Raw genomic sequence first — 26,128 nt, forward strand, 5'->3', positions numbered from 1 at the left:
TCCAGCTCTTGGCTTCAGCTCTTAGCTCTTAGCTCTTGGCTCTTGGCTCTTGGCTCTTGGCTCTTGGGGTCCCCGTATGACGCGGCGGGCGGGTGGAGGAAAGCCCGAAGGGTGGCCGCATAGATGCGGCCAGTTTTTCGACAGGACAGGGATGTCCTGTCGAAAAACCCCGTAACCCGCCCGCGCACCTGGAGGGCGAAGCCCGGAAGGCGCGTCATCCGGGGGGCCCTTCTCTTTGGTTACTTTCTCTTGGGCAAGCAAGAGAAAGTAACCCGGCCTCCGGCAGGAGGACGGAAGCCCGCGGCAGGCGAGCCAGGTCGCGATGACGCGACAACTAAACACCGAGGCTCTGGATGACCAGCCGTTCGGCTGTTGAGAAGCGCCTCCGGCCTGCGCCGGGATGACGAGCTAGGGAGCGCTCCCGCGAGCACCCGCCCCTCACCCCAACCCTCTCCCCGGCGGGGAGAAGGAGAAAATCAGGCAGCAGTCGCCCGCAACCTCCACACCGCCAACCCCATCCCCAGCAGCGCCATCCCAAACCACACCCCACCCACCGCCATATCCGTCCCCAGCCACATCACACACGCCACGGCGGAAATCAGCAGCGCTCCGCTGCCAACGGCAAGCAACGCATCGTGATGCGTACGAGGGCGCTCGGGAAGCAACAGCAACGCACCAAGCATCGCCAGCAACAACGCCCCGATACGGCGCGCCCACACAAACGAAGGCGGCGCAGGCACATCGGGCACCACGTCGACCAGCGAACGCTCGCCGATCTGCACGTCGAATCCCTTGCCATCGGCAGCATTGGCAGACGGCACCAGCTGATCGCCACTGACCTGGGCAAACACCGTGACCACCTGCGCCGGAACCGCCTCCCAACTCACGCGCAAATCGCCGAGCTGCGGATGATCGGGATGCTCGCTGGTGGTGAAGTAGTTGCCGTTCGGGGCGAAGCTCGCCGCCAGATTCGAAGGCAAGCTCTTGATGTTGGGCTCAATCAGCTCGCCGCCCAGCAGCGCATGCAGCAACGGCGCGGACAGCACGTAGTTGCCCACGCGGGCCTGCCCGGAATCGAACTGCTTGCCTTCCAGCGGGAAGCGCTCGGGATTCGCGTGCCCCCTGCTCTGCGCGAAACGCCGCGAGTCGACCGGGCGATCGACCCAATCCTGCTCGTAGTGCACATCGCCACCCAGACGGATTTCCCGCCACTGGAACATCTCGACGTGACGAATCAACACGGGCGCATGGGCCCGCTGGCCGAACTCGGGATCGAACGGTTCCTCGATCACGCGCACGGGACCGGTGACGCGCACCAGATTGCCGTGATGGCCGTTCGGCGCGGCACCATCGCCGATATCGAGGATCGGCCCGCCGTGGCGGTCGGAGGCATGGCGGTTGTCGAGCAACCCCTGCTCGGTCATCGCGACCAGCCCAGCGCCAGCCAACAGCAACAGCACACCCAGCACCCGTCGCAACCAAGGCTGCATATCCATCCCTCTCCCCTGTGGGCGGCCGGTCAGGCCACCTGTCCCCGCATCTCTGGTTGTTCCTGGGTGGTACCGTAACGCCCCCGCTCGTCGCGCACCACCTGCGCCACGGCGCAATCGTGATCATGCGTGAAGAACAACCGCACGCCGCGCGCCAGCTTGTCGTCCAGGAAGGCCTGCTTTTCTTCGATCAGCTTTTCAGGATAGCGGTCGTAACCCATGGTAATGGGCAGGTGCACCCAGAAGCGTCCCGGGATGAGGTCAGCGCAAAATACTACGCCTGCCACTTCCGCCAGCATCAATCCGGGCGTATGCCCGTCCGAGTAACTGAAGCGCACCGCTTCGCCCAGTGCTTGGGCATGTTCGCCTTCGACCAACTCCAGCCGCCCACTCGCCTCCAGCAGCGGCTGAAGTTCCGGCACGAACGACGCGCGATCGCGCGGATGCGGCTTCAGCGCGCGATGCCAGTGATGGGCACCGACGATATAGGTGGCCTTCGGAAACAACAGGCGCTGCGCCAGCCCTTCTTCCCACGCCGCAAGCAAGCCGCCCGCGTGATCGAAGTGCAGATGCGACAGCACCACCGCATCGATGTCTTCGTGGGTGAGTCCCGCCTCGGCGAGCGAATCGAGCAATACGTGGCGCTCTTCCACCACGCCGTAGCGCTCGCGCAGCGCCGGCTCGAAGAACGCACCGATGCCGGTTTCGAACAGCACGTTCTTGCCGTCGAGGTCCTTCACCAGCAGGCAACGGCAGGCGAGCGGGATGCGGTTTTCCGCATCCGGCTTGATCCAGCGGGACCACAAAGCCTTCGGCGCATTACCGAACATCGCGCCACCGTCGAGCCGCTGCGAGTTGCCGGTGAGCGACCACAGTTCCATGGTTACTGCACCTTGCCCAGGCCCGACTCGCGGCGCGGATCGCTGGCGGCATCGAGCTTGTTGGTCTTCAGGTCCCAGGTCACCACGTTCATGTAGCCCCACGGGCTGCGTTCCTTCAGCTCGTGACCCATCTGCTTGAGCGCATCGCTGGTGGCCGCATCGAAGGTGCCCGGCTCCACGTCCACGCGATCGGGCATGTACTGGTGGTGGTAGCGCTTCTGCGCGGCGATGCCTTCGGCGTTCTTGCCGTCCATGAAGGCCATGATGCCTTCCAGCACCTGGGTGATGATGGTGGAACCGCCCGGCGAACCGATCACGCCGACGCGATCGGGACCGAACACGATGCTCGGCGTCATTGACGACAGCATGCGCTTGCCCGGTGCCGGCGCGTTCGCGGCACTGCCCAGCAGTCCGTAGACGTTGGGCTTGTTCGGCACCAGCGCGAAGTCGTCCATCTCGTCGTTGAGCAGCACGCCGGTGCCGGCGGCCACGAAGGTGGAACCCATGGTGTAGTTCACGGTGAGCGTGATGGAGGCAATGTTGCCGTCCTTGTCGATCACCGAGAAATGCGTGGTATGCATGCCCGGATCGACGCCCGTGCTGACCGGCAGCATCGACGACGGCGTCGCCTTGTCGGGCAGGATGGTCATGCGCAGGCCGGCCGCGTAGTAAGGCGACAGCAGCATGTCCAGCGGCATCTTCACGAAGTCCGGATCGCCGAGGTAGTCGTTGTGATCGCGGAACGCGCGACGCATCGCTTCGATCACCAGATGCGTGCGATGCGCTTCATCGAGTTTGCTGAGGTCGTAGCCGGAAAGGATGTTGAGGATCTCCGCCACCGCCACGCCGCCCGACGACGCCGGCGGCGCGGTGACCACGCGATAGCCGCGATAGTCCACCGTGATCGGCGTGCGTTCCTTCACCTGGTAACTCTCCAGGTCTTTCGCGCTCCAGTTGCCGCCCGCGGCGCGCACGGCATCCACCAGCTTCTTGCCGATCTCGCCGCGATAGAAGCCATCGGCGCCCTGCTCGCCCAGCACTTCCAGCGTGCGCGCCTGATCCGGATCGCGCCACACCTGACCGGCCACCGGCGGCTTGCCGTTGGGCAGGTACTTGGCCACGGAAGCCGGCCAGCGCTGGATGTCCTGCTGGCGCTCGCTGATCGCATTGATCAGGCGGGCATCGGGCTGGAAGCCGTCGCGCGCCAGGCGGATGGCCGGCGTCAGCGAGTCTTTCAGCGGCAGCTTGCCGTAGTGCTTGGCCAGCCACGCGAGGCCGGCGGGTTCGCCGGGAATGCCGGCGGAAAGCGGCCCGTTCAAGGCGGTGTCGCGATTGGGCGAACCGTCCTTGTTGAGATAGTCCTTCGTGTTCACCGCCGCCGGCGAGGTTTCGCGGGCGTCGATGAAGATGTCCTTGCCGTCGGAAGCGCGATGCAGCACCGCCATGAAACCGCCGCCGATACCCGAACTTTCCGGTTCCACGATGGAGAGCGTGGAAGCCACCGCGATCGCCGCGTCGAACGCATTGCCGCCCTTGGCCAGCACTTCGAGGCCGGCATCGGTGGCGTGGAAATTCGCACTGGCGATACCGGCATGACCGGGACGCTGGGTGATGACGTGCGAGGGAGCAGTGGTGGCGGGAGTCGCGGCGGGGCGGCTGTCGGCGTACGCAACGCTGGAGGAAACAAGCAGGGCCAGCAGCGTCACGCGCCAGTTCAACGGGTGCTTCATGCGTCGTCCTTTGTGGAACCATGCCCCGACAGCGCCGCGGCGTCATCGCCCAGCCCCATCAGGTGTCGGTATTTGAGGTCGAGTTGGTCGTGGGTTTCGGTGTGCTCGGGGTCGACGATGATGCATTCGACCGGGCACACCTCCACGCATTGCGGTTCGTCGTAGTGACCGATGCACTCGGTGCACAGCGACGGGTCGATCACGTAGTACTCCTCGCCCAGCGAGATCGCCTTGTTCGGACAGGCCGGTTCACAGACGTCGCAGTTGACGCAGGTATCGAGGATTTTCAGGGACATTCGTTGAGTTTACACGTTGGGCACGATGGTGCGCCGCAAGATCCGAAGTGTTGAACCATCAAAGATGGATGCGCGCCGCAAAAACAAAAGCCCGCGGCACTTTCGCGCCGCGGGCTGAAAAACCGCTCCGGAAACCGGAACTTACATGTTCACGTAACGGATGGTGGCGCCGGTCGGCTGCAGCGTCGCGGTCACCTTGTCCTTGTCGCCGGCATCGCCGATCACCAGCACGATCACGTCCTTGAACGCACCGGCCTTGGCGTCCTTGAAGGCATCGGCCACGAACTGCGAGGTCTTGGCCGAATCCGGGCCGGCGAACACCAGCATGTTGCCCGGCAGCACGCCGCGGGCGACGGTGTCCTGCACCTGCTCGAGCTGGCGCTGGCGCAGTGCGTTGGCGTCGTCGCTGTCGCCGGCCGGCACCAGGTACGGGTACGGGCGCTCGGCCGTCATGCCCTGCATGTTCTTCTGGACGATCTGGCCGAGGTAGGCATTCCACGCCTTCGAATCGTTCGGATCGCTCGGCTTGGTAACGGCGGCGACCTGTTCGGTCGGCTGCTGGGCGGACTCGTCCTGCTGGCTGCAGGCGGCGAGGCCGGTGATCGCGATGGCGGCGAGGAGAGCGTACTTGTACATGGTGGTCACCCTGGAATGGTGGAAGCTGGTCATGGGATCCGTTGGATGACCGACTTTCGGCCGTCACGCGACAGAGCCTTGTTGGACCGAGGGAATGCACCGGTTCCATGGCGGCCTTCGCCATAAAAACCTTGCCTAGCCCCGGCCCGCGGCGAGCGACTGTCCTGTCCGCAGGATGCGGGCGAGGATACACGACGGCGGCCCGGCCTGACACCGCCACAGCTGTTGCAGTGCGGGCTCAATCGGCCGTGTTGGCGCGGTCCCGGTGCCAGCGTTGGCGCATGGCCTGCTGCACGGCCGGGTGCACGAAGCCGGAGATATCGCCGCCCAGACGTCCAATCTCGCGCACCAGCGTGGACGAAATGAAGCTGTACTGCTCCGCCGGCGTGAGGAACAGCGTCTCGGCCTGCGGAATCAGGTGGCGATTCATGCTGGCCAGCTGGAACTCGTATTCGAAGTCGGACACGGCGCGCAGGCCGCGAATGATCACGCCCGCCCCCACTTCCTCCACGAAATGGGCCAGCAGGCCATCGAAGCCGCGCACTTCCACGTTCCTCAGGTCGGCCAGCGCCAGGCGCGCCAGCGCGATGCGCTCGTTGAGGCTGAAACCCGGGCCCCTGCTCTTGTTGGGGCTATCGGCGACCGCCACGATGATCCGCTCGAACAGCGGCGCGGCGCGCGCCACCAGGTCGGCATGGCCATTGGTGATCGGGTCGAACGTACCCGGATAAACGGCGAGACGCTGGTTGACCGGCGGCTTGTTCACGTGACGAGTCACTGTCAGCGGAGGGGCGGCTAGCTTAGGCCCGTTCGAAGCGGTCGCCTAGCCCGTTTCTTAAGGGGAATGCCATACGCGAGGGTCAAGTGACGCGCCGATACAAGGCATAACGCACGTCGCCCGCGGTGCCTTCACGGTGCAGGGCCCAGTTCGCCGGCACCGTTGGCAGCGTTTGCCGGGGCGATTCCACGTAGATCCATGCCGAGGGCGCCAACCAGCCACCCTCCTCCAGGCGCCGGACCAGCGGCGTCCACAGATCGAGCGCAAACGGGGGATCGAGGAACACCAGCCCGAACGGCTGGGCGGCGCCCTGCAGGTACAGCTGCGCATCGATGGCAGCCACCTGCCCGCCCTGCGCCTTGAGGCGCGCCAGGTTGTCGCGCAAGGCCTGGGCAGCCCTCGCATCCCGCTCGACGAACTGCACGCTGGACGCGCCGCGCGAGAGCGCCTCGATGCCCAGCGCGCCGGTGCCCGCGCACAGATCCAGGCAACGCGCACCGGAAATCACCGGCGCCAGCCAGTTGAACAGCGTCTCGCGGACGCGCTCGGCGGTGGGCCGCAAACCGGGCAGATCGGGCACATCGAGACGTGAATTGCGCAGCTGTCCGCCGATGATGCGAATGCGCCCGGAAGCGCCCTTCATCGGCGGCACGGCTCAGCGGTGAGTTTGGAACGGGGTGGTAGCATGCCCGCCATTGTCTTTGAATCGCTGCCGCAATGCTCAAGTTCTGGAAGAAGAAACCCGCCGACGCCGAACCTAGCCAGCCGACCGCGCCTGCGCCGGAGAGCGCCCCGTCGACCGGTTTCACGCACGACACGGATGCCGCTTCGCTCGATCACGCCAGCACCGCCCTCGACGAGGCCCTGGCCGAGAGCCCGCCTGCACCCGACGCTCCGGTGGAAGACGAAGCCACCGAGCTGGCCGCGGTGGTCGAAGCCGCTGTTCCGGCCAAGCGCAGCTGGCGCGAGCGACTTTCCGGAAGCTCGTTCGCACGCGGCCTGACCTCGCTGTTCGTCCGTCACCCGAAGCTCGACGACGATCTGCTGGACGAGTTGGAGACCACGCTCATCACTGGCGACGTGGGCGTCGAGGCGAGCACGGCGCTGGTCGAAGACCTGCGCAAGCGCATGCACAAGCGCGAATTCGCCGATGCCGGCGCCCTGCTGGCGGCGCTGCGCCAGTCGCTGATCGCCATGTTGCGTCCGGTCGAGAAACCGCTCGACGTCGGCGGCCTCAAGCCGCACGTGATCCTCACCGTGGGCATCAACGGCGTGGGCAAGACCACCACCATCGGCAAACTCGCCCGGCGCTACCGTGACGAAGGCCGCCAGGTGATGCTGGCGGCCGGCGATACCTTCCGCGCCGCCGCCGTGGAGCAGCTCAAGACCTGGGGCGCGCGCAACAACGTGCCGGTGATCTCGCAAGGCCAGGACGCCGATGCGGCCAGCGTGATCTTCGATGCATTGCAGGCCGCGCGCTCGCGCAACGTCGACGTGCTGATTGCCGACACCGCCGGCCGCCTGCACACGCAAGGCGGATTGATGGACGAGCTGGGCAAGATCGCCCGCGTGCTCAAGAAGATCGACACCGACGCACCCCACGAAGTATTGATGGTGATCGACGGCACCACCGGCCAGAACGCCGTGAGCCAGGTGCGCCAGTTCCGCCAGATCGTCGGCGTCAGCGGCCTGGTCGTGACCAAGCTCGACGGCACCGCCAAGGGCGGCGTGGTGTTTGCGCTGGCGCGCGAATTCGGCCTGCCGATTCGCTACGTGGGCCTGGGCGAAGCCGCCACCGACCTGCGTGTATTCGACGCCGAAGCGTATGTCGACGGCCTGCTTCCCGCCAGCCTGAGCCAAGGCTGAGGGGTGCCGACGGATGCCGCGCTGGGTCCGCCTCACGCTCATCCTCCTCAGCAGCGCCACGCTGTTGCTGGTGGCGGTTGCGCTGATCGCGGTGCATCTGCTGCTGCAACCCGAACGCATTACCGCGATGCTGCAACAGCAGGCGCACGACGCCGGCCTTGAGCTGAGCCTCGCCAGCCCGGCCACGCCGGCGTTGTTTCCACGTCCCGCGCTCGAACTCGAAGGCATCACGCTCAGCGCGCAGAACGCGAACATGCCGATCCTGCTCGCTGCGCGCGGCACACTGGCACTGCCATGGCGCACGCTGGTGCGCGGCGAAACGGTGATCTCGCAGATGCAGATCGATTCGCCGCGCGTCGACCTCGATGCCTTGCAGTCGTGGCTTGGCGACCTGCCTTCCGGCCCCGCCGCGGTGCCGACGGCCATACCCAGCATCGATGCCGGCGTGCACATCACGCGCGGCAGCCTGGTGCGCGGCAACCAGATGCTGCTGGGCGATGTCGAGCTGGATGCGGGCCGGCTTGCCGCCGACCACGCGTTTCCGCTCACCATCACCGCCAAGGACGCCGAGGGCATTCCCACGCAAATGCGCCTGTCGGTGACACCGAGCATCAAGGGCAACTCGCTGGTGCTGGACAACATCAGCCTGTATCTCGCGCACAGCACCACGCTCACCCTGCATCTGGCGGGAAACGCGCGCTGGCGCGGCGCCGCCGATGCATCCGCCCATCTGTCGGGCAAGCTGGACCACGCCAATGCCGGCCAATACGACGCCGTGATCGAACTGACACCGGCCGACCAGAGCGACCCGCTGATGCTCGCGCTCAAATTGGACGGACCGGACAATCACGCCGACCTCCACCTTCCTCCGTTGGCGCTGGCCAGTTGGTGGACGCAACTCGATCACGACGACGGCCCGCGCCTCACCGTGCCACCCGGCAACGGCCACGCGGAAATCGCCAGCATCGAGACCGGCGACATCAGTATCGAAGGCCTCAGCATCCAGGCCGGCACCGACGTCCCTGCCCCCGCGGCCAGCGTGGCGCCACCGCCGAAACCCGCGGCAGCGAAAGCGACGCCGGCCAAGCCCGCACACCGAACGCCATGAATCCTTTCGCCGCCGCACTACTGGCCTGGTTCGACGAACACGGCCGCAAGGACCTGCCCTGGCAACATCCCCGCGATGCCTATCGCGTGTGGCTGTCCGAGGTGATGCTGCAGCAGACGCAGGTGGTCACGGTGATTCCGTACTTCCAGCGCTTCGTTGCGGCCTTGCCGGGCTTGCGCGATCTGGCCGCAGCGGACGAAGACACCGTGCTCGCGCTGTGGTCGGGCCTCGGCTACTACCGCCGCGCACGTTTCCTGCAGCGCGCCGCGCAAATCTGCGTGGAAAAACACCACGGCGAATTGCCGCGCGATTTCGAAGCGCTGGCCGACCTTCCCGGCATCGGGCGTTCCACCGCAGGCGCGATCCTGGCGCAGGCTTACGCGCTGCGTTTTCCGATCCTCGATGGCAACGTCAAACGCGTGCTCACGCGATACCTGGGCATCCATGGACACCCGGGCCAGAGCGCGGTGGAAAAAGTGCTATGGCAGCACGCCGATGCATTGACGCCCGCGCAACGCACGGCCGATTACACGCAGGCCATCATGGATCTGGGCGCCACCCTCTGCGTGCGCTCCAAACCACTGTGCGAGAACTGTCCATTGAGCGCCGGCTGCGTGGCCAGACGCGACGGCCTCACGGCGCAACTGCCGAGCGCCAAGCCCACCAAGGCGGTGCCCACGCGCGACACCGTGATGCTGATCCTGCGCGACGCCAAGGGACGCGTGCTGCTCGAGCGTCGTGGCGAGCAAGGCGTGTGGTCAGGACTGTGGAGTCTTCCGGAAGCGCGCGACCACGATCACGCGTGGCGTGCGGCGCAGTCGTTCGCGAGCATCGACGACGCGCAGGCACTGCCATCGTTCGTGCACGTATTCAGCCACTATCGCCTGAAGGTCGAACCGCTATTGTTCGACGGGGCGACAGCGCAGCAGCGCATCGCCGATAATCCCACCCTGCGCTGGTGCAACCCCGACGAGCGGGCCGCCCTCGGCCTGCCCGCCCCCGTCCGCACCCTGTTGCAGCAACTCTGAATCACTACCGGTGAGTCACATCGCATGAGTCGTATCGTTCACTGCGCCAAGCTCGGCCACGATGCCGAAGGCCTGGATTTCGCTCCCTGGCCCGGACCGCTGGGACAGCGCATCTACGCCGAGATTTCGAAAGAGGCCTGGCAGCAATGGATGGCCCACCAGACCATGCTGCTCAACGAATATCGCCTCAATCCGCTGGACCCCAAGTCGCGCCAGTTCCTCAGCGCCGAAATGGAAAAATTCCTCTTCGGCGGCGACGTGAAGCAGCCCGAGGGCTACGTTGCCCCCGCTCCGGAGTCTTGACGAGCCGCCCCGCTTCGGATTTAATGCACGGCTCCACGCGACGTCTTCGGCGTTCGCAGGACATTCTGGCCGGGTAGCTCAGTTGGTAGAGCAGGGGATTGAAAATCCCCGTGTCGGCGGTTCGATTCCGTCCCCGGCCACCATGTTTTCGAAAGCTCGCTTCGCAAGAAGCGGGCTTTCTTTTTGCCTGCGTAGAGGCGCCCAGGCCTCGCCGCACATCGTCACCTGCGAGCAGAAGACGCACGAAGCACGAGCGCGCGACTTCGTACGCGTGCGCGGCGACCGGTCTTCACCAGATTGCGAGTGCGATGCGCCCGCAGACAAAATCGAAAACCGGAAACGAAAGCCGGCCTGGCCACGCGCACGCTTCGATTATCTTTCGATATCCCCATCGCCTCCGACTAAACCCGGAAAAAATCGCCGGTACTTTCGTGCAGACAATATGGCGGAGCAGTTGCCCGAGGCGATGACAAAATCAAAGGGTCTTTAGCGGGATCGTGATTTTCTCTTGCCGCCGCACTGGCATCGCTTTCGACGGCCTATCGATTTACAGCGCTGGCCCGAAGGCGCCATCCATCGCTCCGGGAGTCGAGTTCGTCGCGCAGGCCTCTTCCAGACCCGCTGCGCATGACCACCATAAAACGTGACGCGGATCACATTTTATCGGGCCATCTGTTCGCTGACGGCACAGTGACCCGTAGTTCGGCGGGTTATCTGGAAATTTCTTGGCGGAACACTATTGGCGCGAGCAGCTTCTGTCATAGCTGGCGGCTGGCATAACTGGGCGGTTTTGTGTACGCGTTTCCGGCAAATGTTGCTGTCCACTGGCCATTGGTCACAGGGGATACGACAAAGTTGGTGATACATTCGCCACGATGCTCAATGTCTGAGCACACCACCAACAAAGGGGTCCGTTATGTTGAAAGCCCTCTCGCGTCGCGCATGCCTCTTTGGCGTGCTGGCTCTTGCTTTGTCCGGAGCCGCCTTCGCCGACCAGCCGCCCGCCTCGGGTCTTGGCCAGTCCTGGCCGAATGCATCTGACGTAAGCCGCAATCCCAACTTTCACGCCTATGTGTTCACGCTTGGCGGCATCCAGTTCGTGCAGATCAACGATGCGAACGGCAATGTGCTCGGTGCCGTCGGCACCTCGGGCGGCCAGTTCATCACGCTGCCGGTAGGCCGCTTCTCGCAGTTGGTGACCACGCCGCAGCAGGGCCCGGCCGTACCGACCACCGCGACGCCGACCACGACGCCGACCACGGTGTATCAGGATCCGGCCACCACGGTCACGGCTACGCCGCTCAGCGATGGCACCATGATGCTGAAGGCTGCATGCAACCCCGAGACGTGCGCCACGCACGCTCAGTAAGTAAGCAGGACGCGAAGGCGATCAGCGGCGTGTCAAATGCCGCTGATCGTGATGGGATCGAGCAGCAGGAGGCTGACTCGACGACCATGATCTATTGGATGCTCGCGGGCATCGCCCTCAAACGTCATCGCGCGATCGCGAATGCCTGACCAGCCCATGCCGCTGGCTGAGCGCATCACGCGCGGCAACAGCTCATCCCAGCGCACATTCGACGAGGTTTCGGCCTTGTCGCGGAAGATGATGCTGACCAATGCCCAGCGGCGCCCATCCTTTTCACCGCAGCGCACACGCACCACGACTTCGCTGAGATTTCGTTTGGCGCAGGCATCCGCCACGACCTCGACGACCAGGCGATAGATGGCAAGATGCAAAGTCTGCGAAAGCCGGCTCAGCGGCCCGCGCAGATCGCACCAATAGCCGACGCCGGTTTCATCGAGCGCGCGCGGGATGGCGCCCTCTCGCAGCGCAGCCGGCAAGCCGCGTTCGCGCCACGAGACCGGGTAAAGACTGTCGGCCAGGCGGAACAACTGGTCCTGCGCCACCAACGCCTGGCGGTGGTAGCTGCGATCCTCGATGGTGGGCTGCAGATGACGCAGTCGGGCCATCATCATCGAGAAACTGGCCTGGACCGTTTCGCGGATCTGCTCCAGCGCAAGCGAAGTCGTACGCAGCTGCATCTCGCCGATATGCACGTTGCGCTGCGCGAGCGCCAACGCCGTGCGGACGTCCATGCGCTCCTGCTCGGCGTGATGGTTCAATGCGCCGATTCGTGCGCCGAGCAGCAGCATCGAGGAAATGGCGAAGGCAACGATGGCCTCCGCCTGCATGGTCTGCTGGTCATTGGTGGCCGGCATCAAGGCCATCACGGCCAGGCTCGCCGCGGTTCCGCCAATGGCCGCGCCCTGCCAGCCATGACGCATGGCCAGCCAGACGATCGGAAGGAACATGGCGACCTGCGCGATCTGGCGGACCCCGGCCGATTCCAGGCCGATCCACACCAGCAGCAGGATCGCCGGCACCACCAGGAAAATGCTATCCAGCACCGCGCGGTTGTCGAGCAGGCGCGTGCCCAGTTCGCGCCACCGTGCGCCGCTCATCAGCTGATAGGCGAACAGCGTGGTCGGGGTCACCGCGAGAATGCCAAGATAGTTGCCGAGCACCCACTTGGTGATCAGCTTGTCCACCTGCATGTGGTAGTCCGGCGGCAGATTCATCACCAGCATGGTGCCGAGGTTGCAGGCCGTCATCACGAAGGACAGCACCAACGCCCCCCCGAGCAACGCCCCCATGTTGAGCCCGCCCCTGGATGCCAGCACCGGCCAACGTTCGCGCAGGATGTATACGAAGGGCGCCATGGCGACCAAACCGGGAATGGCGTAGATCACCGCCCAGGCCACGCCGAACTGCCCCACGCACTCGATGCTGGTGGGCAGCAAGGCAAACGTTTCGCCAACGATCAGAGCCGGCCAGTCCCGGTAACGGAAGAGCAGGAGCACGGCCAAATGGATACCGGCCACCAGCACAAAATGCGAAATGGTGACCTGTCGGGCAAGAACGATCAGCAGCCCATACGAGACGGCAATACCGATGCGGCGGAACCACGGATTGGCCCACGGAGCGTCCAGCATTGCATCCCCCTGTCAGTGTTTCCCTCGCAAGCGCCGGGCTTCTGCGCAAGCGGCCGATACCATCGGTTGAGGCGTGAAAGCACTGTGAAACGCCCCAGCGTTTTACTCCGCCTATCGTAGCGCACCCAGTTGTTGCAAATGTGCACTGCGTCAAACATTTCGGCATCGACTCGTGAAAGTCGCGCGCGTCCCGGCCGCGAAATATTTCGCCGTCGACGCACGTTATTGCCGCCCTGTCCCGCCGGGGAAGGTCAGGCCCCGACCGCCGAATACAGTCGATCGGGCAGATAGTTGCGCACGGCGGCGGCGTCCAGGTGCACGAGGTTCTTGGCGACTTCGAGCATGATCCTGCCCCGGGTGGGTCCGTCCAGCCGATCCCGCAGGGAACCCAGGAATGCCGGGGCGGCAATCAGCATCAGTCCGTCGAAGCGGCCGTCCGTGCGGCCTTTCAGCAGGAAGCGGGACAGCTCCAAGGCGAAGTTGCTGGTTTCCTGCTCGACCAGGGTGGTGTCGGGATCTTCCGCGTGGCCGCCGGGGCCAAACCGTTCAGAGCCCCGCCCCGGGCGATCGGATACGAGGTCCTGTTCGCGCAGCCGCGCCTCCGGGTGGATGAAAGCCTCCAGTTCCTGCAGGGGGCCGGTGGGTTGCCGGGCCTGGAACAGCCGGGCGACGCCGCGATTGGCGACCACGATCCACACCGTCTTGTTCATGACGCGCTCCCAGGAGGTTTCACCAGGAATGCCGGGCGGCCGAAGCCGAGCCCTTGTCGGGGTATCGAGCGCAGTCGGCACCGACGCAGTGAAGGGAGAATCCCCTCGTAGCCGTCAATCCAATGTGAGCCCTGCGAAGAAACCGTGCGCGACGCGGATTCGCCAGCCGATGGCCATCAAGCGGCCGATGCCTTCTGCAGTGCGATCCGTTCGAGCGGTTCGAAGGCGGCGCCGGGCGACGGCTCGACACACAAGGCCAGCGCGTCGATGCGCGCCGCGGGAAGCATCGACGCGCGCAGCGACAGCCAGCGTTGCAGCGCCCGCTCTTCCTCGACGGAAGCCGGTGCCGACAGGGTCATGTGAAAACGGTAGCGTTCAAACACGTAGGGGTATCCGTAACGTCCGAGATAATGGGTTTCGATGGCGTCGAGTCCGGAGGCGCGCCGCTGGAAGTCGTGTTCCGCCAATGGCAGGCGCAACGGTTCGATCGCCTCGACGCACGCTGCCGCGAGGGCATTCACCGCCTTGCAGTCGCCCAGTGGGCGCAAGGCGGGAAAACCCGCAAGGCGTGCACAGCGCAGCGTGAGATTGATCGGGCCATGTGACCTGGCGACGACAGCCAGGGCCTGGCGCAGATCCGCCAGGTCGACATCCGGCGACAGCGTGAACGGCGACCGCAGCGTGGCGTGCCAGCCGTAACGCCGGACATCCGCCAGCAACGCATTCCAACGGGTGAGCCCAATGCCCGGAATGCCATGAGCCGCCAACTCGGTGCTCAGCCAGTCGCGTCCCAGGGCAGCCAACGCACTCGCCGGTGCGGGACAGAAGTAGACCGCGTAACGCATCAGCGGCAAGCCATCGATGGCGCGGGCAGCGGGTACGCCACGAACAGCGCACAGTGCAACGCGCGATCTGCATTGCGCTTGCAGGACACATCACCTGCCCCGTTCACCAGCACGCTGCCAACCCGGCCCCGAGGAGCCATGCCCAGTCCTCGCTCCACCCGTCCCCCTACGTTGAACCTGCCGCCGCCATCGGGCGACGCCGACGACGCCGCGCTCTCTAGCTAACTAAACCTATGTGACAAGACGGGGAAGCTGGGCGGTCTATCCCGCCACGCGCCCTGCGTTCCCCAAAGCCGGCACGCGGTTCGGGCGCGGCGCATCCCCCTGCACCACAGCTCAGGCATCGCCGGCAGCGGCGAAGTTGAGCATGAGTGCTGCCGCGGTAACGCGATGGAGTCGGCAGAACGAGGCCGCCTGCTCAACGGGATGGATGGCGCCGATGTCGATCGGGCGCCGTCGGTACGGACACCCGGGCCAGTTCACCGGGTGTCGCCGCAACCGGCGTCAGGTCGTGGGATGGAACTTGCCCCATGGCGACATGATGTCTTTCCACGGATCGGACATGCTCATGTCGCCCACGCTGCCGAGCGCACGGGCGGTGTCCTTCTGCCAGGTCTGCACCGCATCCTGCAGGCCTTGCGCGAAATGGGCCTGTACATTGGCGGCGATCTGGTTGCTGACGCTGGCGTCGCCCATGCGCTGCTGCAGCTGGCGCCAGAACGTGTCGGCAGGCATCGAGGCCAGTGCGGCCCAGTCCTGCGCCTTGATCAGTTGCTCGACGCGCGCCTGCTGCTCCGCGATGCCGTCGTCCATCGCACGGGTGGAGAGCTCAAGCCATTTCTTCCAGTTTTCCATCACCAGCTTGTTCACGCGCAGCTGCAGCTCGGTGTTAGCTTTGTAGAGGCTCATCGGGAGATCGCTGGGTGTCGCCATGTCATGCCCTCGGTGGATGATCTTGCTGGTCGCGCCGTCGCGTTTCCCGGCGGCGGCTTGGCCCAGGTGCCACGACGACACCTGTGCCCACTATGGACCAGGCGCAAGACGGCAGGATGAACCTCGCCACCTCAACGAAATGTATGAATCGGACCTGCGTGTCGATTCTGCAAGGCCGTGCGCAACAGGCAACGCACGCAGCGTCGACGACATGCGCGTGGATTCAGGGACGAGGTATGGATGGGCGAACAAGCGGGCGGCCAGAACGTCGACTTGCCGCGGGATCCGCAGACGGATCAGGAAACGGTACCGGCAGGCATGGATGCGGCCGGTGGGAAGTGGCGCCCTCAAGACGCGGGCGAAGCATCACTTCCGAAGACGTCAGGTGCGGCGGCAAGCGCCGCACCTGGCGAGCATGCTCTAGTGGAGCACTACGCTCAGAGAGCGGCGTCCTTGAGCTTCTTCAGCGCGCGGATCTTCAGCTTCACCGTGGCGGGCTTGGCAGCGAACCACTGCTCTTCCTTGGTGAACGGGTTGATGCCCTTGCGCTTCGGCTTGGCCGGAACGTTGACGGCCGTGATCTTCAGCAGGCCCGGCATGGTGAAGTGACCGGCACCCTTCTTGTGCACCGAGCCCGTCACTGCGCCTTCGAGAGAGGCCAACACAGCGCGCACGTCCTTCGCGGCCACGCCGCTGGCTTCAACGATGTGAGCCACGAGGCCCGACTTGCCCAGTGCGTCCTTGATCGGCTTGTGAACAACTGCCTTGGCGGCCTTCGGAGCTGCCTTCGGAGCGGCCTTCTTCTTTGCTGCTGCTTTTTGCGCCTTCGCCATATATTTCCCCGTGGTCATCGATAGAGGTGGTGTGTAAATGCCTCTCGGCATGCGGAATGTATGGCATGCCAGCCCATCACGCCAAGCTGCAGGACGGAAAAAAGGCGGTTTTTTTTCGATATTGGCCCGATAGGGGTGAAGAAAGTCACGATCGGGCCCTGCGCAAGCCTATTTTTCAGGCCTTTTCGGGGCTGACCCAAGCCGCCTGCCTGCGGCGTCCCGTTCGGCGGCTATGGACCGGCGGCGCCAGCCGTCTCTACTATCGAGCTTCGTCTCCACGCTAGGTGCTGCCCATGAAGCGATTGGCCTTATCCCTGCTCGCCCTGTCCGTGACGTCGGCGCTGTTTGCCGCCGATGCACCGACCACCCCGACTTTCGATCCGCATCGTTTGTCGGACGACGTCAAAACGCTTTCGTCCGACGCCTTCGAAGGCCGCGGCCCGGCTACGGCGGCCGAGACCAAGACCATCGACTACGTCGTTGCCCAGTTCAAGGCGGCCGGCGTGCAGCCCGGTGGCGACCTGAAGAACGGCAAGCGCGAATGGACGCAGGCAGTGCCGCTGCTGCAGTCCGATATCGCCGGTACGCCGTCGCTGTCGTTCACCGTCAACGGCAAGACCGAGGCGCTGACCCAGGGCCAGCAGATCGCCGTGCGTTCCGCGCTCGATGGCTCCAAGGCCGTGTCGATCAAGGATGCCCCGCTGGTGTTCGTGGGCTACGGCGTCAAGGCGCCGGAGCGCAACTGGGACGATTTCAAGGGCGTGGACCTCAAGGGCAAGATCGCCGTCGTGCTGATCAACGACCCGGACTTCGAAACCGGCGTGGGCGACTTCGGCGGCAAGGCGATGACCTACTACGGCCGCTGGACCTACAAGTACGAAGAAGCCGCTCGCCAGGGCGCGGCCGGCATGCTGATCGTGCACGAGACCGCACCGGCCTCCTACGGCTGGGCGACCGTGGCCAACTCCAACACCAACACCCAGTTCGACGTGGTGCGCGACCATCCCGCCAGCGCGCATACGCCGGTGGAAGCGTGGATCCAGCGCGATGTGGCGGTCGACCTGTTCAAGTCCGCCGGCCTCGACTTCGAAGCACTGAAGAAGCAGGCGCAGACCCGCGACTTCAAGCCGGTGGTGCTGAAGGGCGAGACCTTCTCGGCCAACTACAAGATCAACTCCAAGGTGATCACCTCCCACAACATCGTGGGCCGCGTCGAGGGCAGCAAGCGCCCGAACGAGACGGTGATCTACAGCGCGCACTGGGATCACCTGGGCGTGGGCGCGCCCGACGCCAAGGGCGACAAGATCTACAACGGGGCGGTGGACAACGCCACCGGCACGGCGGCGCTGATCGAACTGGCACGCGCCTTCGCCAGCCAGCCCAAGCCGGAACGTTCGGTGGTGTTCCTCAACGTCACCGCCGAAGAAAAGGGCCTGCTGGGTTCGGAGTACTACGCCTCCAAGCCGCTCTACCCGCTGGCCACCACCGTGGCCGACATCAACATGGATGCGCTCGATCCGCACGGCCCGTCGCGCAACTTCACCATCTCCGGCAGCGCCAAGCTCGACCTGCTCGATGAGCTGACCACCACCGCCAAGCAGTGGAACCTGGTGTACTCGGCGGATCCGAAGCCCGAAGCCGGCCACTTCTTCCGCTCCGATCACTTCTCCTTCGCCAAGCGCGGCGTGCCGGCCGTGTCGTTCGGCTCGGGCAACGACTGGGTGGACGGCGGCCTCGCCGCCGGCAAGGCGGCCGAGGACGAGTATGTGGCCAAGCACTACCACCAGCCATCCGACGAGTGGCAGGCGAATTGGCCGTTCACGGGCATGGCCCGCGATCTGCAGGTCCTCTACAAGCTCGGCAGCGACCTCGCCAACTCCGACACCTGGCCCAACTGGAGCAAGGATTCGGAATTCCGCGCGGCTCGCGACGCCACGGCGGCACAGCGCAAATAAGCGCCGTTCCCACGCGATACATGAAGAGGCCCGCAGCAATGCGGGCCTTTTTCTTTAACCGTACCAACCCGCGGGAACAGGATTTTCACGCGAAGCTGATTCAGATGACGGCAAAACACAACGGCAACATGGCAGTCACCGTCGAGCCAGACAGGAATCACACGAAGGTCATGCATCGACGGCAAGCTGCGCACCATCGGCCACACAAAAAAAGTTGAATACCATGCTGGCGCAATACGTCCACCCCTCGAAAACCGGCCTTTTCCGCATCGTCCGCCACGGCCGCCAATGGCGCGTGCTGTGCGAAGACTGCGAGATCGGCCGCCACGAAACCGCCGAAGCCGCCCTCATCAACATCCGCATGGTCTGCCCGCAGGCACGGCTGCCCGGCGAACTGTCCGAATGGCGCTACATCCCCGAACTCGCCCTGGCGCACTCGCGCGTATCGAGCGAAGGCACGCGCTGGCGCCTGGCTGGCTGAGGCCCCTGCACTTCTCCTTCTCCCCTTTGGGCAGAAGGCCGGGACATTGCCACCTTTACGGTGGTGCGGGGCGGGTGCTCGCGAAAGCATCGCCTACTCGCTAGCGTTAATCACCGCCAAAAAATCCCGCCCATAGCGCTTGAGCTTCGCCTCACCCACCCCACTGATCGACGACAGCTCGGCCTCGTTCGAAGGCAACGCACGCAACATCGCCAGCAGCGTCGCATCGTGGAAAATCACATACGGCGGCACCCCATGCTGCTTCGCCAGCTGCGTTCGCAACTTGCGCAACTCGTCCCACAGCGGCTGCTCGTAAGCCTCCACGCCGAGGCTGCCGCCAGTCACCAACTGGCTATCGCGACGACGCTTGCGCGTGGCGCGTGCCGGCGTGGCGTCCTCGCGCAATCGCACCGGACGATTGCCCACCAGCACCTCGCGACTCGCCTTGCTCAGGCGCAGCGTGCCAAAGCCTTCCGCATCGGCCTCCAGCAAGCCCATCGCGAGCAACTGGCGAAACACCGAACGCCATTGCTTTTCATCCATGTCGGCGCCGATGCCGAAGGTGGAAAGACGATCGTGTCCCAGGTCGCTCATGCGCGTGCTGTCCTCACCGCGCAGGATGCTGATGACATGGCCCGAGCCGAAGCGCTGGCCGCTGCGATACACCGCCGAAAGCGCCTTCTGCGCCGGCACCGTGGCATCCCACGTCTTCGGCGGCTCGATGCAGTTGTCGCAGTGGCCGCACGGCCCATGGAACGATTCGCCGAACGCGGCCAGCAACAGCTCGCGACGGCACTGCGTGGTTTCCGCGTACGCCAGTTGCGCTTCCAGTTTCTGGCGTTCCACCCGCTTGCGCTCATCCGCCGATTCGGACTGCGCAATCATCTGGCTCATCGTCACCACGTCCGACAGGCCGTAAATCATCCACGCATCGGAAGGCAGGCCGTCGCGACCCGCGCGCCCGGTCTCCTGGTAATAACCTTCCATGCTACGCGGCAGATCCAGATGCGCCACGAAGCGCACGTCGGGTTTGTCGATGCCCATCCCAAACGCCACCGTGGCCACCATCACCACGCCGTCTTCGCGCAGGAAACGCCGCTGGTTCGCGTTGCGCGTGGCGGCGTCCAATCCCGCGTGATAAGGCAACGCCTCGATACCCGCTTCCATCAGCCACGTCGCCGTTTCATCCACCTTCCGCCGGCTGAGCGCATAAACGATGCCCGTCTCGCCGCGATGCCGCTCCAGGAACTCCATCAACTGCCGTCGCGCGTTGTGGCGAAGACCGACCTGATAGCGGATGTTCGGCCGGTCAAAGCTCGACACGAACTGGCGCGCATCCTGCAGCGCCAACCGCTCGACGATCTCGTCGCGCGTGCGTTGATCGGCCGTGGCGGTGAGCGCGATCCGCGGAATCTGCGGAAAGCGCTGATGCAACACCGCCAGCTCGCGATACTCAGGACGGAAATCGTGCCCCCATTGCGATACGCAATGCGCTTCGTCGATGGCAAACAACGCCACCTCGGTGCTCTCGAGCAAACCGAGAAAACGCGAGGTCAACAACCGTTCCGGCGCGACGTAAAGCAGGTTCAGCTCGCCGGCAAGCAGACGGCGCTCCACCTCGCGCTGATCTTCCGCCCTTAGGCTGGAATTGAGATAGGCCGCTGAAACACCGGCTTCGCGCAGCGCATCAACCTGATCCTGCATCAACGCGATCAGCGGCGACACCACGATACCCGTGCCCTGCCTCACCAAGGCAGGAATCTGATAGCAAAGCGACTTGCCGCCACCGGTAGGCATCAGCACCAGCGCATCGCCACCTTCGATCAACTGATCGACGATCGCCTGCTGCGGACCGCGGAACTGGGTGTAGCCGAAAACGCTTTGAAGAATGTCGAGGGGTGAGGGGGGCATCGGGAAATGCTAGCAAATGTCCGATACGCGCTGCTGGTCCAGAGCCAGCCCGTAAAGTCAACTTCGGCGGACAGGCCACAACCCGCCCGCCCACTCACTTGCTGGGAATTACCCCACAAAGAAATAGCTTTCGGAAGGATGGGCGCCCCGAAGTAAAGAAAACATTATCGAAAGACCTCACGACTGGAGTGTGTCGGGCCCAAGCCTGCACACGCGGGAGATCAGTCAGGGCGCGGGAGCCTGAGGTATTCGATGACAACGACAACGGGGACAATCATGAAATCGTTCAACCAACGCGCGCTAGCGCTGGCCATCCATCTGACGCTGGCGACCGGCGCACTTGCGGCGACCGGCTCAGCCTTCGCACAGGATTCAGCTCCTAAAGCCGACCAGGGGTCAGCCAAAAGCCTGGAAACCGTCACCGTAACGGGCTCGCGCATTCGCAGCGTGGACGTCGAAACCGCGCAACCCGTCTTTACCATGACGCACGAAGACATCCAGAAGACCGGACTGGTCAATATCGGAGACATCCTGCAAAGCCTGACCGTTGCTGGCAGCCCCAGCTTCAGCAAGGCATCCGTACTGACATCGAATGCGGAGCAAGGCGGTCAATACATCAACATGCGCAACCTTGGCGAGAACCGGGTCCTTGTGCTGGTGAATGGCAAGCGCTGGGCGACTAGCATCAATGGCTATACCGACATGTCGACCATTCCGTCTGCATTGGTCGAGCGAATCGAGATTCTCAAGGACGGCGCCTCGGCCGTGTACGGCTCCGATGCCATCGCCGGAGTCGTCAATATCATTCTGAAGGATCACTACCAGGGTGCCGAAGCCAGTGGCTATATCGGCGAGAACGACCACGGGGATGGCACTCAGCAGGCTTACTCTTTCACTGTTGGCAGCAAGACCGAAAAGACTTCGGTGATGTTCAATGCCAGCTATACCAAAGAAGATGCGATCTGGTCCAAAGATCGCGAGATCACCCGCTACACCTACGGCCCCAACCATTCTTTGGACGGCCTGAGCGGCACGGGTGTCTGGGGCCGCTTCCAGACCGTTAACCCAAAGACAGGCGGAGGTACAGGTCAAACCTATCGCCTAGACCATACTGGCGGATTCGATGGTGACGGTGTTGGCGCAAACCCTCGCAACATCAATAGCTATCGAACAACCCTCGATTATCCCAACGACTATTACAACTCCATCGACCAAATGAATTGGTCACCGAGCAACGAGTTGAAGTCGATCTTTACCTCGGTAAGTCACCAGATCAACGACTACGTGACCTTCAAATCGACGGCGTCCTATTCGGAACGCGAAAACGACCGACAGATCGCCGGCTATCCACTCAATAGCCGCAGCCAGCCGACTTATCCGGTCTACATCAGCGGCCAGAGCTACTACAACCCCATGCCTGGCCAAGATCTGTACTTTTATCGCCGCACGATCGAACAGCAACGTGGAACCTTCAACAATACCAAGACCTATCACTGGGACGCGGACTTCGAGGGCGGCTTTGAACTCGGTACGCACCACTGGAACTGGGACGCTGGAATCAACTACAACAAGTCCGACGTGGACATCACCACAACGGGCAATCTCAACCTGATCAACCTGAAAAAGGCGCTGGGCCCATCATTCCTCAATAGCAACGGCGTGGTTCAATGCGGAACCCCGGCGGCACCGCTTGCAACGACTCAGTGCGTACCATTCAACGTTCTTGGCGGCCCCACCGCTTCTACGCCTGCCATGATCGATTACGTCATGACTCGAGGCACTCAGGTCATACAGAGTCTAAGCAAGGAATACACTGCCAATATCACGGGCGGCGTGTTTAATTTGCCGGCCGGCGAGCTCTCGATGGCCGCCGGTTACGAGCATCAGGCAATTTCGGGGTATGACCATCCCGACGCGTTGTCCAGCGCCGGCTATTCGACCAACCTCGCCGGACCAGGCACCAACGCCAAGTACAACATCGATTCGTTCTACCTGGAATTCTTGGTTCCCATTCTCAAGGATCTTCCTGGTGCCCAGGAGCTTTCTGCCGACGTAGCGAGCCGCTACTCCTACTACAGCATTTTCGGCAGCACAGTGAAGAACAAATACAGCCTCACTTGGCGACCGGTCAGTGACTTGCTGGTGCGTGCCACTTACGCGCAGGGCTTCCGCGCACCCACGTTAGGCGACACGTTTGGCGGCGGCACGCAGACCTTCGACTACTACACCGATACATGCGATACAACGGTCGGAGCGGCAGCGACCAGCCCAGCCGTCGCGAGTAACTGTAAAGCTGCTGGCGTGCCGGCCAACTTCCATCAGACCGATGTCAATGGGCGCAATGTCAGCGCACGCAATGTACAGAGCACGACTCCATACAACGCGGGCGTCGGCAACGCCAACCTGCAACCCGAAACCAGCATTAGCCGTACCGCCGGCTTTGTTTACAGTCCCGCGTGGGTTCCCGGCGGCCTTGATATCTCGCTGGATTGGTACGACATCCGTGTCGTCAACGATATTACTGCGGTAAGTGCAAGTTACGTGCTTGACCAGTGCTACGTCCAAGCAGTGCAGAAGTTCTGCAACGACTTCTCCCGAGATCCCAATACACACCAGGTCGTCGGCCTCAATCGCGGCAATCTGAATATGGGCATGCTGCGGACGTCCGGCTACGATTACGGCGTTAGCTATCGCTTGCCGAAACTCAGTTGGGGACAATTGACCGCAAGCCTCAACGGCACCTACCTCACATCCTATGATCAGCGCTCCACGAGTCAATCCGACATTGCAGGCTACGTAGGCACTTATTGGTATCCGCGCAACAAGGCTACGTTCGGTGTTGATTGGGCCAATGGAAATTGGGGCGCAACTTGGTCCATGCGATATTACGGAGCTTTCCGAGATTTCTGCTTCGACGAGAATGAATGCAATCAACCCAATTACCAAAGTCCGAGCTGGACGGGAGGAATTGGAGCAAATCGCAAGGGTGCCAGCACCTATCACGATGTCCAGGCGCGTTACTCCTTCCCCTGGAAGGGCGTGCTATCGGTCGGCGTAAAGAACCTATTCGCCAAGGAGCCCACCATTACTTACTCGGTGGACAACTCCAGTACGGCATATTTGAATCCATCACTGGACCTGGATCGTTATTTCTATCTGCAATACACGCAGAAATTCTGATCGCAAGGAAAAACAATGGGAGCCGAGAGCTCCCATTGTTTTTCGTCAAAAGGTTGGTCAAGGCTAAAGCAAGGATGTTCGCCAACCCGCGGCCGCCTAACCGGGCATACCCCACAACGCCCGATCCAAATCCGCATCCAGACCAAACGTCGCCAGCGGCACGCGGCCGTTTTTGACCTCGACGCCCTCGGCCTTGAGACGCTTGCTTTGCTCCTTGAACCCCCTGCTCCCGGGTGGAAACGCAATTTGCCCGCTGGACCGCAGCACCCGGAACCACGGCAGCTCCATGCCACCCGGAACTTCCCCCAGCGCCCTGCCCACCAGCCGTGCCCGGCCGGGCAGGCCGGCACGGGCGGCGATGGCGCCGTAGCTGGCGACGCGGCCGTGCGGGATAGCTGCGATGGCAGCGAAGATGCGCGCGTGGGCTTCGGATTTGGGCTTGTCCATGATCTTCAACAGGCTCTTTACACCGGGTCGTGGCACAGTAGCGAGACCGGGATTGCCTGCCAAGGAGATCGCACCATGCGACATTTTGAAGCCGTGCGTTCCCACGTCGGCAGCTTGCACGAGCTGCGCCACAACGATCCGTATCTGATCAGTTTCGATCTCACCTTGCCGCAGGAGCGGCACCAGGGCATTTATCTGGCCGAGCTGGAGGACGAATCCGGCCGCCGGTACCTGCGCATCTCGACACCCGTGGGACCGCTGGCCGGCGCCGACCCGCGTCGCTGCCTGCGTTTCAACTGGGAGCAGCGCAAGGGTTTCCTGGCCGTGGCCGACCTGGACGGGTCGCCGTATCTGCACCTGTGCGAGAACCGTCCCTATGAATTGCTCGATGCGGTCGAGCTGAAGCGGCTGATCGAGGAATTGGGCGAGCTGGGCGATCAGCTCGAACGGATCGTCGCCGCCGGGGGCGACGATCTCTGAGTGGGCGGGAGCGCGCGAACGGCGCTCCTGCACGTTCGATCAGAAAAGCGCGGTGAGACGCACGAAGCCGTAGGCAAGCAACGCGGTGATCGGCAGCGTGAGAATCCACGCCCACACCATGCGCTCCACCACCGACCAGCGAATGGCGTTCCAGCGCTTGGCCGCGCCCACGCCCATGATCGATGCCGACACGTTGTGCGTGGTCGACACGGGAATGCCGAACGCCGACGCGGTGAGAATCACCGCCGCCGAGCTGCCTTCCGCGGCAAAACCATTGATGGGATGCAGCTTCACCATCTTGTGGCCCAGCGTCTTGATGATGCGCCAGCCGCCACCTGCCGTACCGCCGGCCATGGTCAACGCACACACCACCGCCACCCATGCCGGCACATTGAAGCCGCCGTTGGCCGCGCCGTGGATGCGCAGGAAGCCCAACCATTCGGGCAGGCCGTCGAACTGGCCTGCCGCCGTCGCACCCGCCAGGGCAAGCGCGATGATGCCCATGCTCTTCTGCGCGTCGTTCATGCCGTGCGCGAGGCCCATGGCGCTGGCCGAAACGATCTGCGCCTTGCCGAAGAACGCGTTCACGAATGGCGTGCGGCCAAAGCGCCGGAGGAAACCGGTGCGACTGGAGAACCAGCTGAGCAACGCATAGAGCGCGCCCATCAACAGGAAGCCGATGACGAAACCCAGCAAGGGCGAAATGACCATGGGCACGATGACTTTGGGAATCACGCCCTTGCCGTCCCACCAGTGCGCCCCGCCCTGCATCCAGATCACCGAAGCGAAATTGTTGCCGGATGCCGCGATGGCCGCGCCGACCAATGCGCCCACCAGCGCATGGCTGGAACTGGACGGCAAACCCCACCACCAGGTGATGAGATTCCACACGGTCGCCGCCAGCAACGCGCAGATCAGCAGCTGCGGTCCCGCATCGATCACGTGGGTGTCGATCAGGCCGGAGGCGATGGTCTTGGCCACCGCGGTGCCCCATAGCGCGCCGATCAGGTTGGTGATCGCCGCCATCATCACCGCCTGTCCCGGCGTGAGCACCTTGGTCGCGACCACGGTGGCGATGGAGTTGGCGGTGTCGTGGAAGCCGTTGATATACGTGAAAGCCAGCGCGATGAGCACGACGGCGATAGCAAGCCCGATGCTCATGCACGCACCTCGCGCACAACGCCGCGGCCCCGGAGCGTGACCGGGTGGCTCGAAGGAAAGGAGGTCATCAGGTCGCGCC

Annotated in this window: 24 protein-coding genes and 1 tRNA gene; 10 read left to right on the plus strand and 15 right to left on the minus strand. The window is 63.8% G+C overall.

What is annotated here, in order from left to right; translation table 11 throughout:
- Nucleotides 1–476 precede the first annotated feature (476 nt).
- The 7 genes from ACN9MB_RS17270 to rsmD all read right to left on the minus strand — a co-directional run bounded on the left by ACN9MB_RS17270 (nt 477) and on the right by rsmD (nt 6,454).
- Nucleotides 477–1,496: a TMEM43 family protein gene (locus tag ACN9MB_RS17270; protein ID WP_426269682.1), complete on the minus strand. Its 1,020-nt coding sequence runs from the start codon at nt 1,494–1,496 to the stop codon at nt 477–479.
- Nucleotides 1,497–1,519: 23 nt separating this feature from the next.
- Nucleotides 1,520–2,371, minus strand: coding sequence for an MBL fold metallo-hydrolase (locus tag ACN9MB_RS17275; RefSeq protein ID WP_426269683.1), 852 nt, complete (start codon nt 2,369–2,371; stop codon nt 1,520–1,522).
- Nucleotides 2,372–2,373: 2 nt separating this feature from the next.
- A complete protein-coding gene (gene ggt, locus ACN9MB_RS17280; RefSeq protein WP_204636908.1) occupies nt 2,374–4,101 on the minus strand; it encodes a gamma-glutamyltransferase in 1,728 nt (575 codons plus the stop codon).
- A complete protein-coding gene (locus tag ACN9MB_RS17285; protein WP_426269684.1) occupies nt 4,098–4,397 on the minus strand; it encodes a YfhL family 4Fe-4S dicluster ferredoxin in 300 nt (99 codons plus the stop codon). Before ACN9MB_RS17285 ends, ggt begins: the two co-directional genes overlap by 4 nt.
- Nucleotides 4,398–4,538: 141 nt before the next feature.
- On the minus strand, nt 4,539–5,066 hold the full coding sequence (locus ACN9MB_RS17290) for a hypothetical protein (protein WP_425490835.1): 528 nt from the start codon (nt 5,064–5,066) through the stop codon (nt 4,539–4,541).
- 205 nt (nt 5,067–5,271) lie between these two features.
- Nucleotides 5,272–5,799 carry a pantetheine-phosphate adenylyltransferase gene (coaD, locus tag ACN9MB_RS17295; RefSeq protein WP_426269685.1) on the minus strand — a complete coding sequence of 176 codons (528 nt, stop codon included), beginning with the start codon at nt 5,797–5,799 and terminating at the stop codon, nt 5,272–5,274.
- A 94-nt stretch (nt 5,800–5,893) separates the two neighbouring features.
- On the minus strand, nt 5,894–6,454 hold the full coding sequence (rsmD, locus tag ACN9MB_RS17300) for a 16S rRNA (guanine(966)-N(2))-methyltransferase RsmD (RefSeq protein WP_426269686.1): 561 nt from the start codon (nt 6,452–6,454) through the stop codon (nt 5,894–5,896).
- 74 nt (nt 6,455–6,528) lie between these two features.
- Here rsmD and ftsY point away from each other — a divergent pair, with 74 nt between their 5' ends.
- From ftsY to ACN9MB_RS17330, 6 genes are all read left to right on the plus strand, one after another.
- Nucleotides 6,529–7,677, plus strand: coding sequence for a signal recognition particle-docking protein FtsY (ftsY, locus tag ACN9MB_RS17305; RefSeq protein ID WP_426269687.1), 1,149 nt, complete (start codon nt 6,529–6,531; stop codon nt 7,675–7,677).
- Nucleotides 7,678–7,690: 13 nt separating this feature from the next.
- Nucleotides 7,691–8,785, plus strand: a complete 1,095-nt coding sequence (locus ACN9MB_RS17310; RefSeq protein ID WP_426269688.1) for an AsmA family protein — start codon at nt 7,691–7,693, stop codon at nt 8,783–8,785.
- Nucleotides 8,782–9,813, plus strand: a complete 1,032-nt coding sequence (gene mutY / locus ACN9MB_RS17315; RefSeq protein WP_426269689.1) for an A/G-specific adenine glycosylase — start codon at nt 8,782–8,784, stop codon at nt 9,811–9,813. Before ACN9MB_RS17310 ends, mutY begins: the two co-directional genes overlap by 4 nt.
- Before the next feature lie 24 nt (nt 9,814–9,837).
- Nucleotides 9,838–10,116 carry an oxidative damage protection protein gene (locus tag ACN9MB_RS17320; protein WP_204636915.1) on the plus strand — a complete coding sequence of 93 codons (279 nt, stop codon included), beginning with the start codon at nt 9,838–9,840 and terminating at the stop codon, nt 10,114–10,116.
- Between the two features lie 67 nt (nt 10,117–10,183).
- A tRNA-Phe gene (locus ACN9MB_RS17325) sits at nt 10,184–10,259 on the plus strand.
- Between the two features lie 773 nt (nt 10,260–11,032).
- Complete coding sequence (locus tag ACN9MB_RS17330; RefSeq protein WP_426269690.1) at nt 11,033–11,485, plus strand: hypothetical protein; 453 nt, start codon at nt 11,033–11,035, stop codon at nt 11,483–11,485.
- Between the two features lie 32 nt (nt 11,486–11,517).
- Here the strand turns inward: ACN9MB_RS17330 and ACN9MB_RS17335 are convergent, their stop codons facing one another.
- From ACN9MB_RS17335 to ACN9MB_RS17355, 5 genes are all read right to left on the minus strand, one after another.
- Nucleotides 11,518–13,113, minus strand: coding sequence for an MASE1 domain-containing protein (locus ACN9MB_RS17335; RefSeq protein ID WP_426269691.1), 1,596 nt, complete (start codon nt 13,111–13,113; stop codon nt 11,518–11,520).
- A gap of 251 nt (nt 13,114–13,364) precedes the next feature.
- Nucleotides 13,365–13,823, minus strand: a complete 459-nt coding sequence (locus ACN9MB_RS17340; protein ID WP_426269692.1) for a host attachment protein — start codon at nt 13,821–13,823, stop codon at nt 13,365–13,367.
- Nucleotides 13,824–13,999: 176 nt separating this feature from the next.
- Nucleotides 14,000–14,668, minus strand: coding sequence for a DUF1045 domain-containing protein (locus ACN9MB_RS17345; protein WP_204636918.1), 669 nt, complete (start codon nt 14,666–14,668; stop codon nt 14,000–14,002).
- Nucleotides 14,669–15,172: 504 nt separating this feature from the next.
- The gene (locus ACN9MB_RS17350; RefSeq protein WP_204636919.1) at nt 15,173–15,601 is read right to left on the minus strand and encodes a phasin family protein; all 429 of its coding nucleotides are present in this window, start codon (nt 15,599–15,601) and stop codon (nt 15,173–15,175) included.
- A gap of 437 nt (nt 15,602–16,038) precedes the next feature.
- A complete protein-coding gene (locus ACN9MB_RS17355) occupies nt 16,039–16,434 on the minus strand; it encodes an HU family DNA-binding protein (protein ID WP_046973133.1) in 396 nt (131 codons plus the stop codon).
- 293 nt (nt 16,435–16,727) lie between these two features.
- Between ACN9MB_RS17355 and ACN9MB_RS17360 the strand changes: the two genes are divergently transcribed.
- Both ACN9MB_RS17360 and ACN9MB_RS17365 read left to right on the plus strand, forming a co-directional pair.
- Nucleotides 16,728–18,389 carry a M28 family metallopeptidase gene (locus ACN9MB_RS17360; protein ID WP_204636920.1) on the plus strand — a complete coding sequence of 554 codons (1,662 nt, stop codon included), beginning with the start codon at nt 16,728–16,730 and terminating at the stop codon, nt 18,387–18,389.
- A 223-nt stretch (nt 18,390–18,612) separates the two neighbouring features.
- Nucleotides 18,613–18,870, plus strand: a complete 258-nt coding sequence (locus ACN9MB_RS17365) for a hypothetical protein (protein WP_426271938.1) — start codon at nt 18,613–18,615, stop codon at nt 18,868–18,870.
- A gap of 93 nt (nt 18,871–18,963) precedes the next feature.
- Here ACN9MB_RS17365 and recQ read toward each other — a convergent pair whose 3' ends face one another.
- Nucleotides 18,964–20,781 carry a DNA helicase RecQ gene (gene recQ, locus ACN9MB_RS17370; RefSeq protein ID WP_204636922.1) on the minus strand — a complete coding sequence of 606 codons (1,818 nt, stop codon included), beginning with the start codon at nt 20,779–20,781 and terminating at the stop codon, nt 18,964–18,966.
- Nucleotides 20,782–21,057: 276 nt separating this feature from the next.
- Here recQ and ACN9MB_RS17375 point away from each other — a divergent pair, with 276 nt between their 5' ends.
- A complete protein-coding gene (locus ACN9MB_RS17375) occupies nt 21,058–23,961 on the plus strand; it encodes a TonB-dependent receptor plug domain-containing protein (RefSeq protein WP_426269693.1) in 2,904 nt (967 codons plus the stop codon).
- A 96-nt stretch (nt 23,962–24,057) separates the two neighbouring features.
- Here ACN9MB_RS17375 and ACN9MB_RS17380 read toward each other — a convergent pair whose 3' ends face one another.
- On the minus strand, nt 24,058–24,408 hold the full coding sequence (locus ACN9MB_RS17380; RefSeq protein ID WP_426271939.1) for an MGMT family protein: 351 nt from the start codon (nt 24,406–24,408) through the stop codon (nt 24,058–24,060).
- Between the two features lie 75 nt (nt 24,409–24,483).
- On the opposite strand from ACN9MB_RS17380, the gene ACN9MB_RS17385 reads away from it, so the two are divergent.
- Nucleotides 24,484–24,888 carry a hypothetical protein gene (locus ACN9MB_RS17385; RefSeq protein ID WP_204636925.1) on the plus strand — a complete coding sequence of 135 codons (405 nt, stop codon included), beginning with the start codon at nt 24,484–24,486 and terminating at the stop codon, nt 24,886–24,888.
- Between the two features lie 39 nt (nt 24,889–24,927).
- Here ACN9MB_RS17385 and ACN9MB_RS17390 read toward each other — a convergent pair whose 3' ends face one another.
- Complete coding sequence (locus ACN9MB_RS17390; protein WP_204636926.1) at nt 24,928–26,049, minus strand: inorganic phosphate transporter; 1,122 nt, start codon at nt 26,047–26,049, stop codon at nt 24,928–24,930.
- Between the last annotated feature and the right edge of the window lie 79 nt (nt 26,050–26,128).

The sequence above is a fragment of the Dyella kyungheensis genome (assembly GCF_049913195.1).
Classification (GTDB): Bacteria; Pseudomonadota; Gammaproteobacteria; order Xanthomonadales; family Rhodanobacteraceae; genus Dyella; species Dyella kyungheensis.

Bases quoted from the DNA above. Each gene is read 5' to 3' on its own strand.
- ACN9MB_RS17365 (WP_426271938.1), top strand. From the start codon at position 18,613: ATGCTGGCGCAATACGTCCACCCCTCGAAAACCGGCCTTTTCCGCATC.
- ACN9MB_RS17340 (WP_426269692.1), bottom strand. From the start codon at position 13,823: ATGAACAAGACGGTGTGGATCGTGGTCGCCAATCGCGGCGTCGCCCGG.
- ACN9MB_RS17360 (WP_204636920.1), top strand. From the start codon at position 16,728: ATGAAGCGATTGGCCTTATCCCTGCTCGCCCTGTCCGTGACGTCGGCG.
- ftsY (WP_426269687.1), top strand. From the start codon at position 6,529: ATGCTCAAGTTCTGGAAGAAGAAACCCGCCGACGCCGAACCTAGCCAG.
- ACN9MB_RS17345 (WP_204636918.1), bottom strand. From the start codon at position 14,668: ATGCGTTACGCGGTCTACTTCTGTCCCGCACCGGCGAGTGCGTTGGCT.
- ACN9MB_RS17390 (WP_204636926.1), bottom strand. From the start codon at position 26,049: ATGAGCATCGGGCTTGCTATCGCCGTCGTGCTCATCGCGCTGGCTTTC.
- ACN9MB_RS17320 (WP_204636915.1), top strand. From the start codon at position 9,838: ATGAGTCGTATCGTTCACTGCGCCAAGCTCGGCCACGATGCCGAAGGC.
- ACN9MB_RS17330 (WP_426269690.1), top strand. From the start codon at position 11,033: ATGTTGAAAGCCCTCTCGCGTCGCGCATGCCTCTTTGGCGTGCTGGCT.
- ACN9MB_RS17335 (WP_426269691.1), bottom strand. From the start codon at position 13,113: ATGCTGGACGCTCCGTGGGCCAATCCGTGGTTCCGCCGCATCGGTATT.
- mutY (WP_426269689.1), top strand. From the start codon at position 8,782: ATGAATCCTTTCGCCGCCGCACTACTGGCCTGGTTCGACGAACACGGC.
- rsmD (WP_426269686.1), bottom strand. From the start codon at position 6,454: ATGAAGGGCGCTTCCGGGCGCATTCGCATCATCGGCGGACAGCTGCGC.
- ACN9MB_RS17380 (WP_426271939.1), bottom strand. From the start codon at position 24,408: ATGGACAAGCCCAAATCCGAAGCCCACGCGCGCATCTTCGCTGCCATC.
- ACN9MB_RS17290 (WP_425490835.1), bottom strand. From the start codon at position 5,066: ATGACCAGCTTCCACCATTCCAGGGTGACCACCATGTACAAGTACGCT.
- ACN9MB_RS17310 (WP_426269688.1), top strand. From the start codon at position 7,691: ATGCCGCGCTGGGTCCGCCTCACGCTCATCCTCCTCAGCAGCGCCACG.
- ACN9MB_RS17385 (WP_204636925.1), top strand. From the start codon at position 24,484: ATGCGACATTTTGAAGCCGTGCGTTCCCACGTCGGCAGCTTGCACGAG.
- ggt (WP_204636908.1), bottom strand. From the start codon at position 4,101: ATGAAGCACCCGTTGAACTGGCGCGTGACGCTGCTGGCCCTGCTTGTT.
- ACN9MB_RS17285 (WP_426269684.1), bottom strand. From the start codon at position 4,397: ATGTCCCTGAAAATCCTCGATACCTGCGTCAACTGCGACGTCTGTGAA.
- recQ (WP_204636922.1), bottom strand. From the start codon at position 20,781: ATGCCCCCCTCACCCCTCGACATTCTTCAAAGCGTTTTCGGCTACACC.
- ACN9MB_RS17350 (WP_204636919.1), bottom strand. From the start codon at position 15,601: ATGGCGACACCCAGCGATCTCCCGATGAGCCTCTACAAAGCTAACACC.
- ACN9MB_RS17270 (WP_426269682.1), bottom strand. From the start codon at position 1,496: ATGGATATGCAGCCTTGGTTGCGACGGGTGCTGGGTGTGCTGTTGCTG.
- ACN9MB_RS17375 (WP_426269693.1), top strand. From the start codon at position 21,058: ATGAAATCGTTCAACCAACGCGCGCTAGCGCTGGCCATCCATCTGACG.
- ACN9MB_RS17275 (WP_426269683.1), bottom strand. From the start codon at position 2,371: ATGGAACTGTGGTCGCTCACCGGCAACTCGCAGCGGCTCGACGGTGGC.
- ACN9MB_RS17355 (WP_046973133.1), bottom strand. From the start codon at position 16,434: ATGGCGAAGGCGCAAAAAGCAGCAGCAAAGAAGAAGGCCGCTCCGAAG.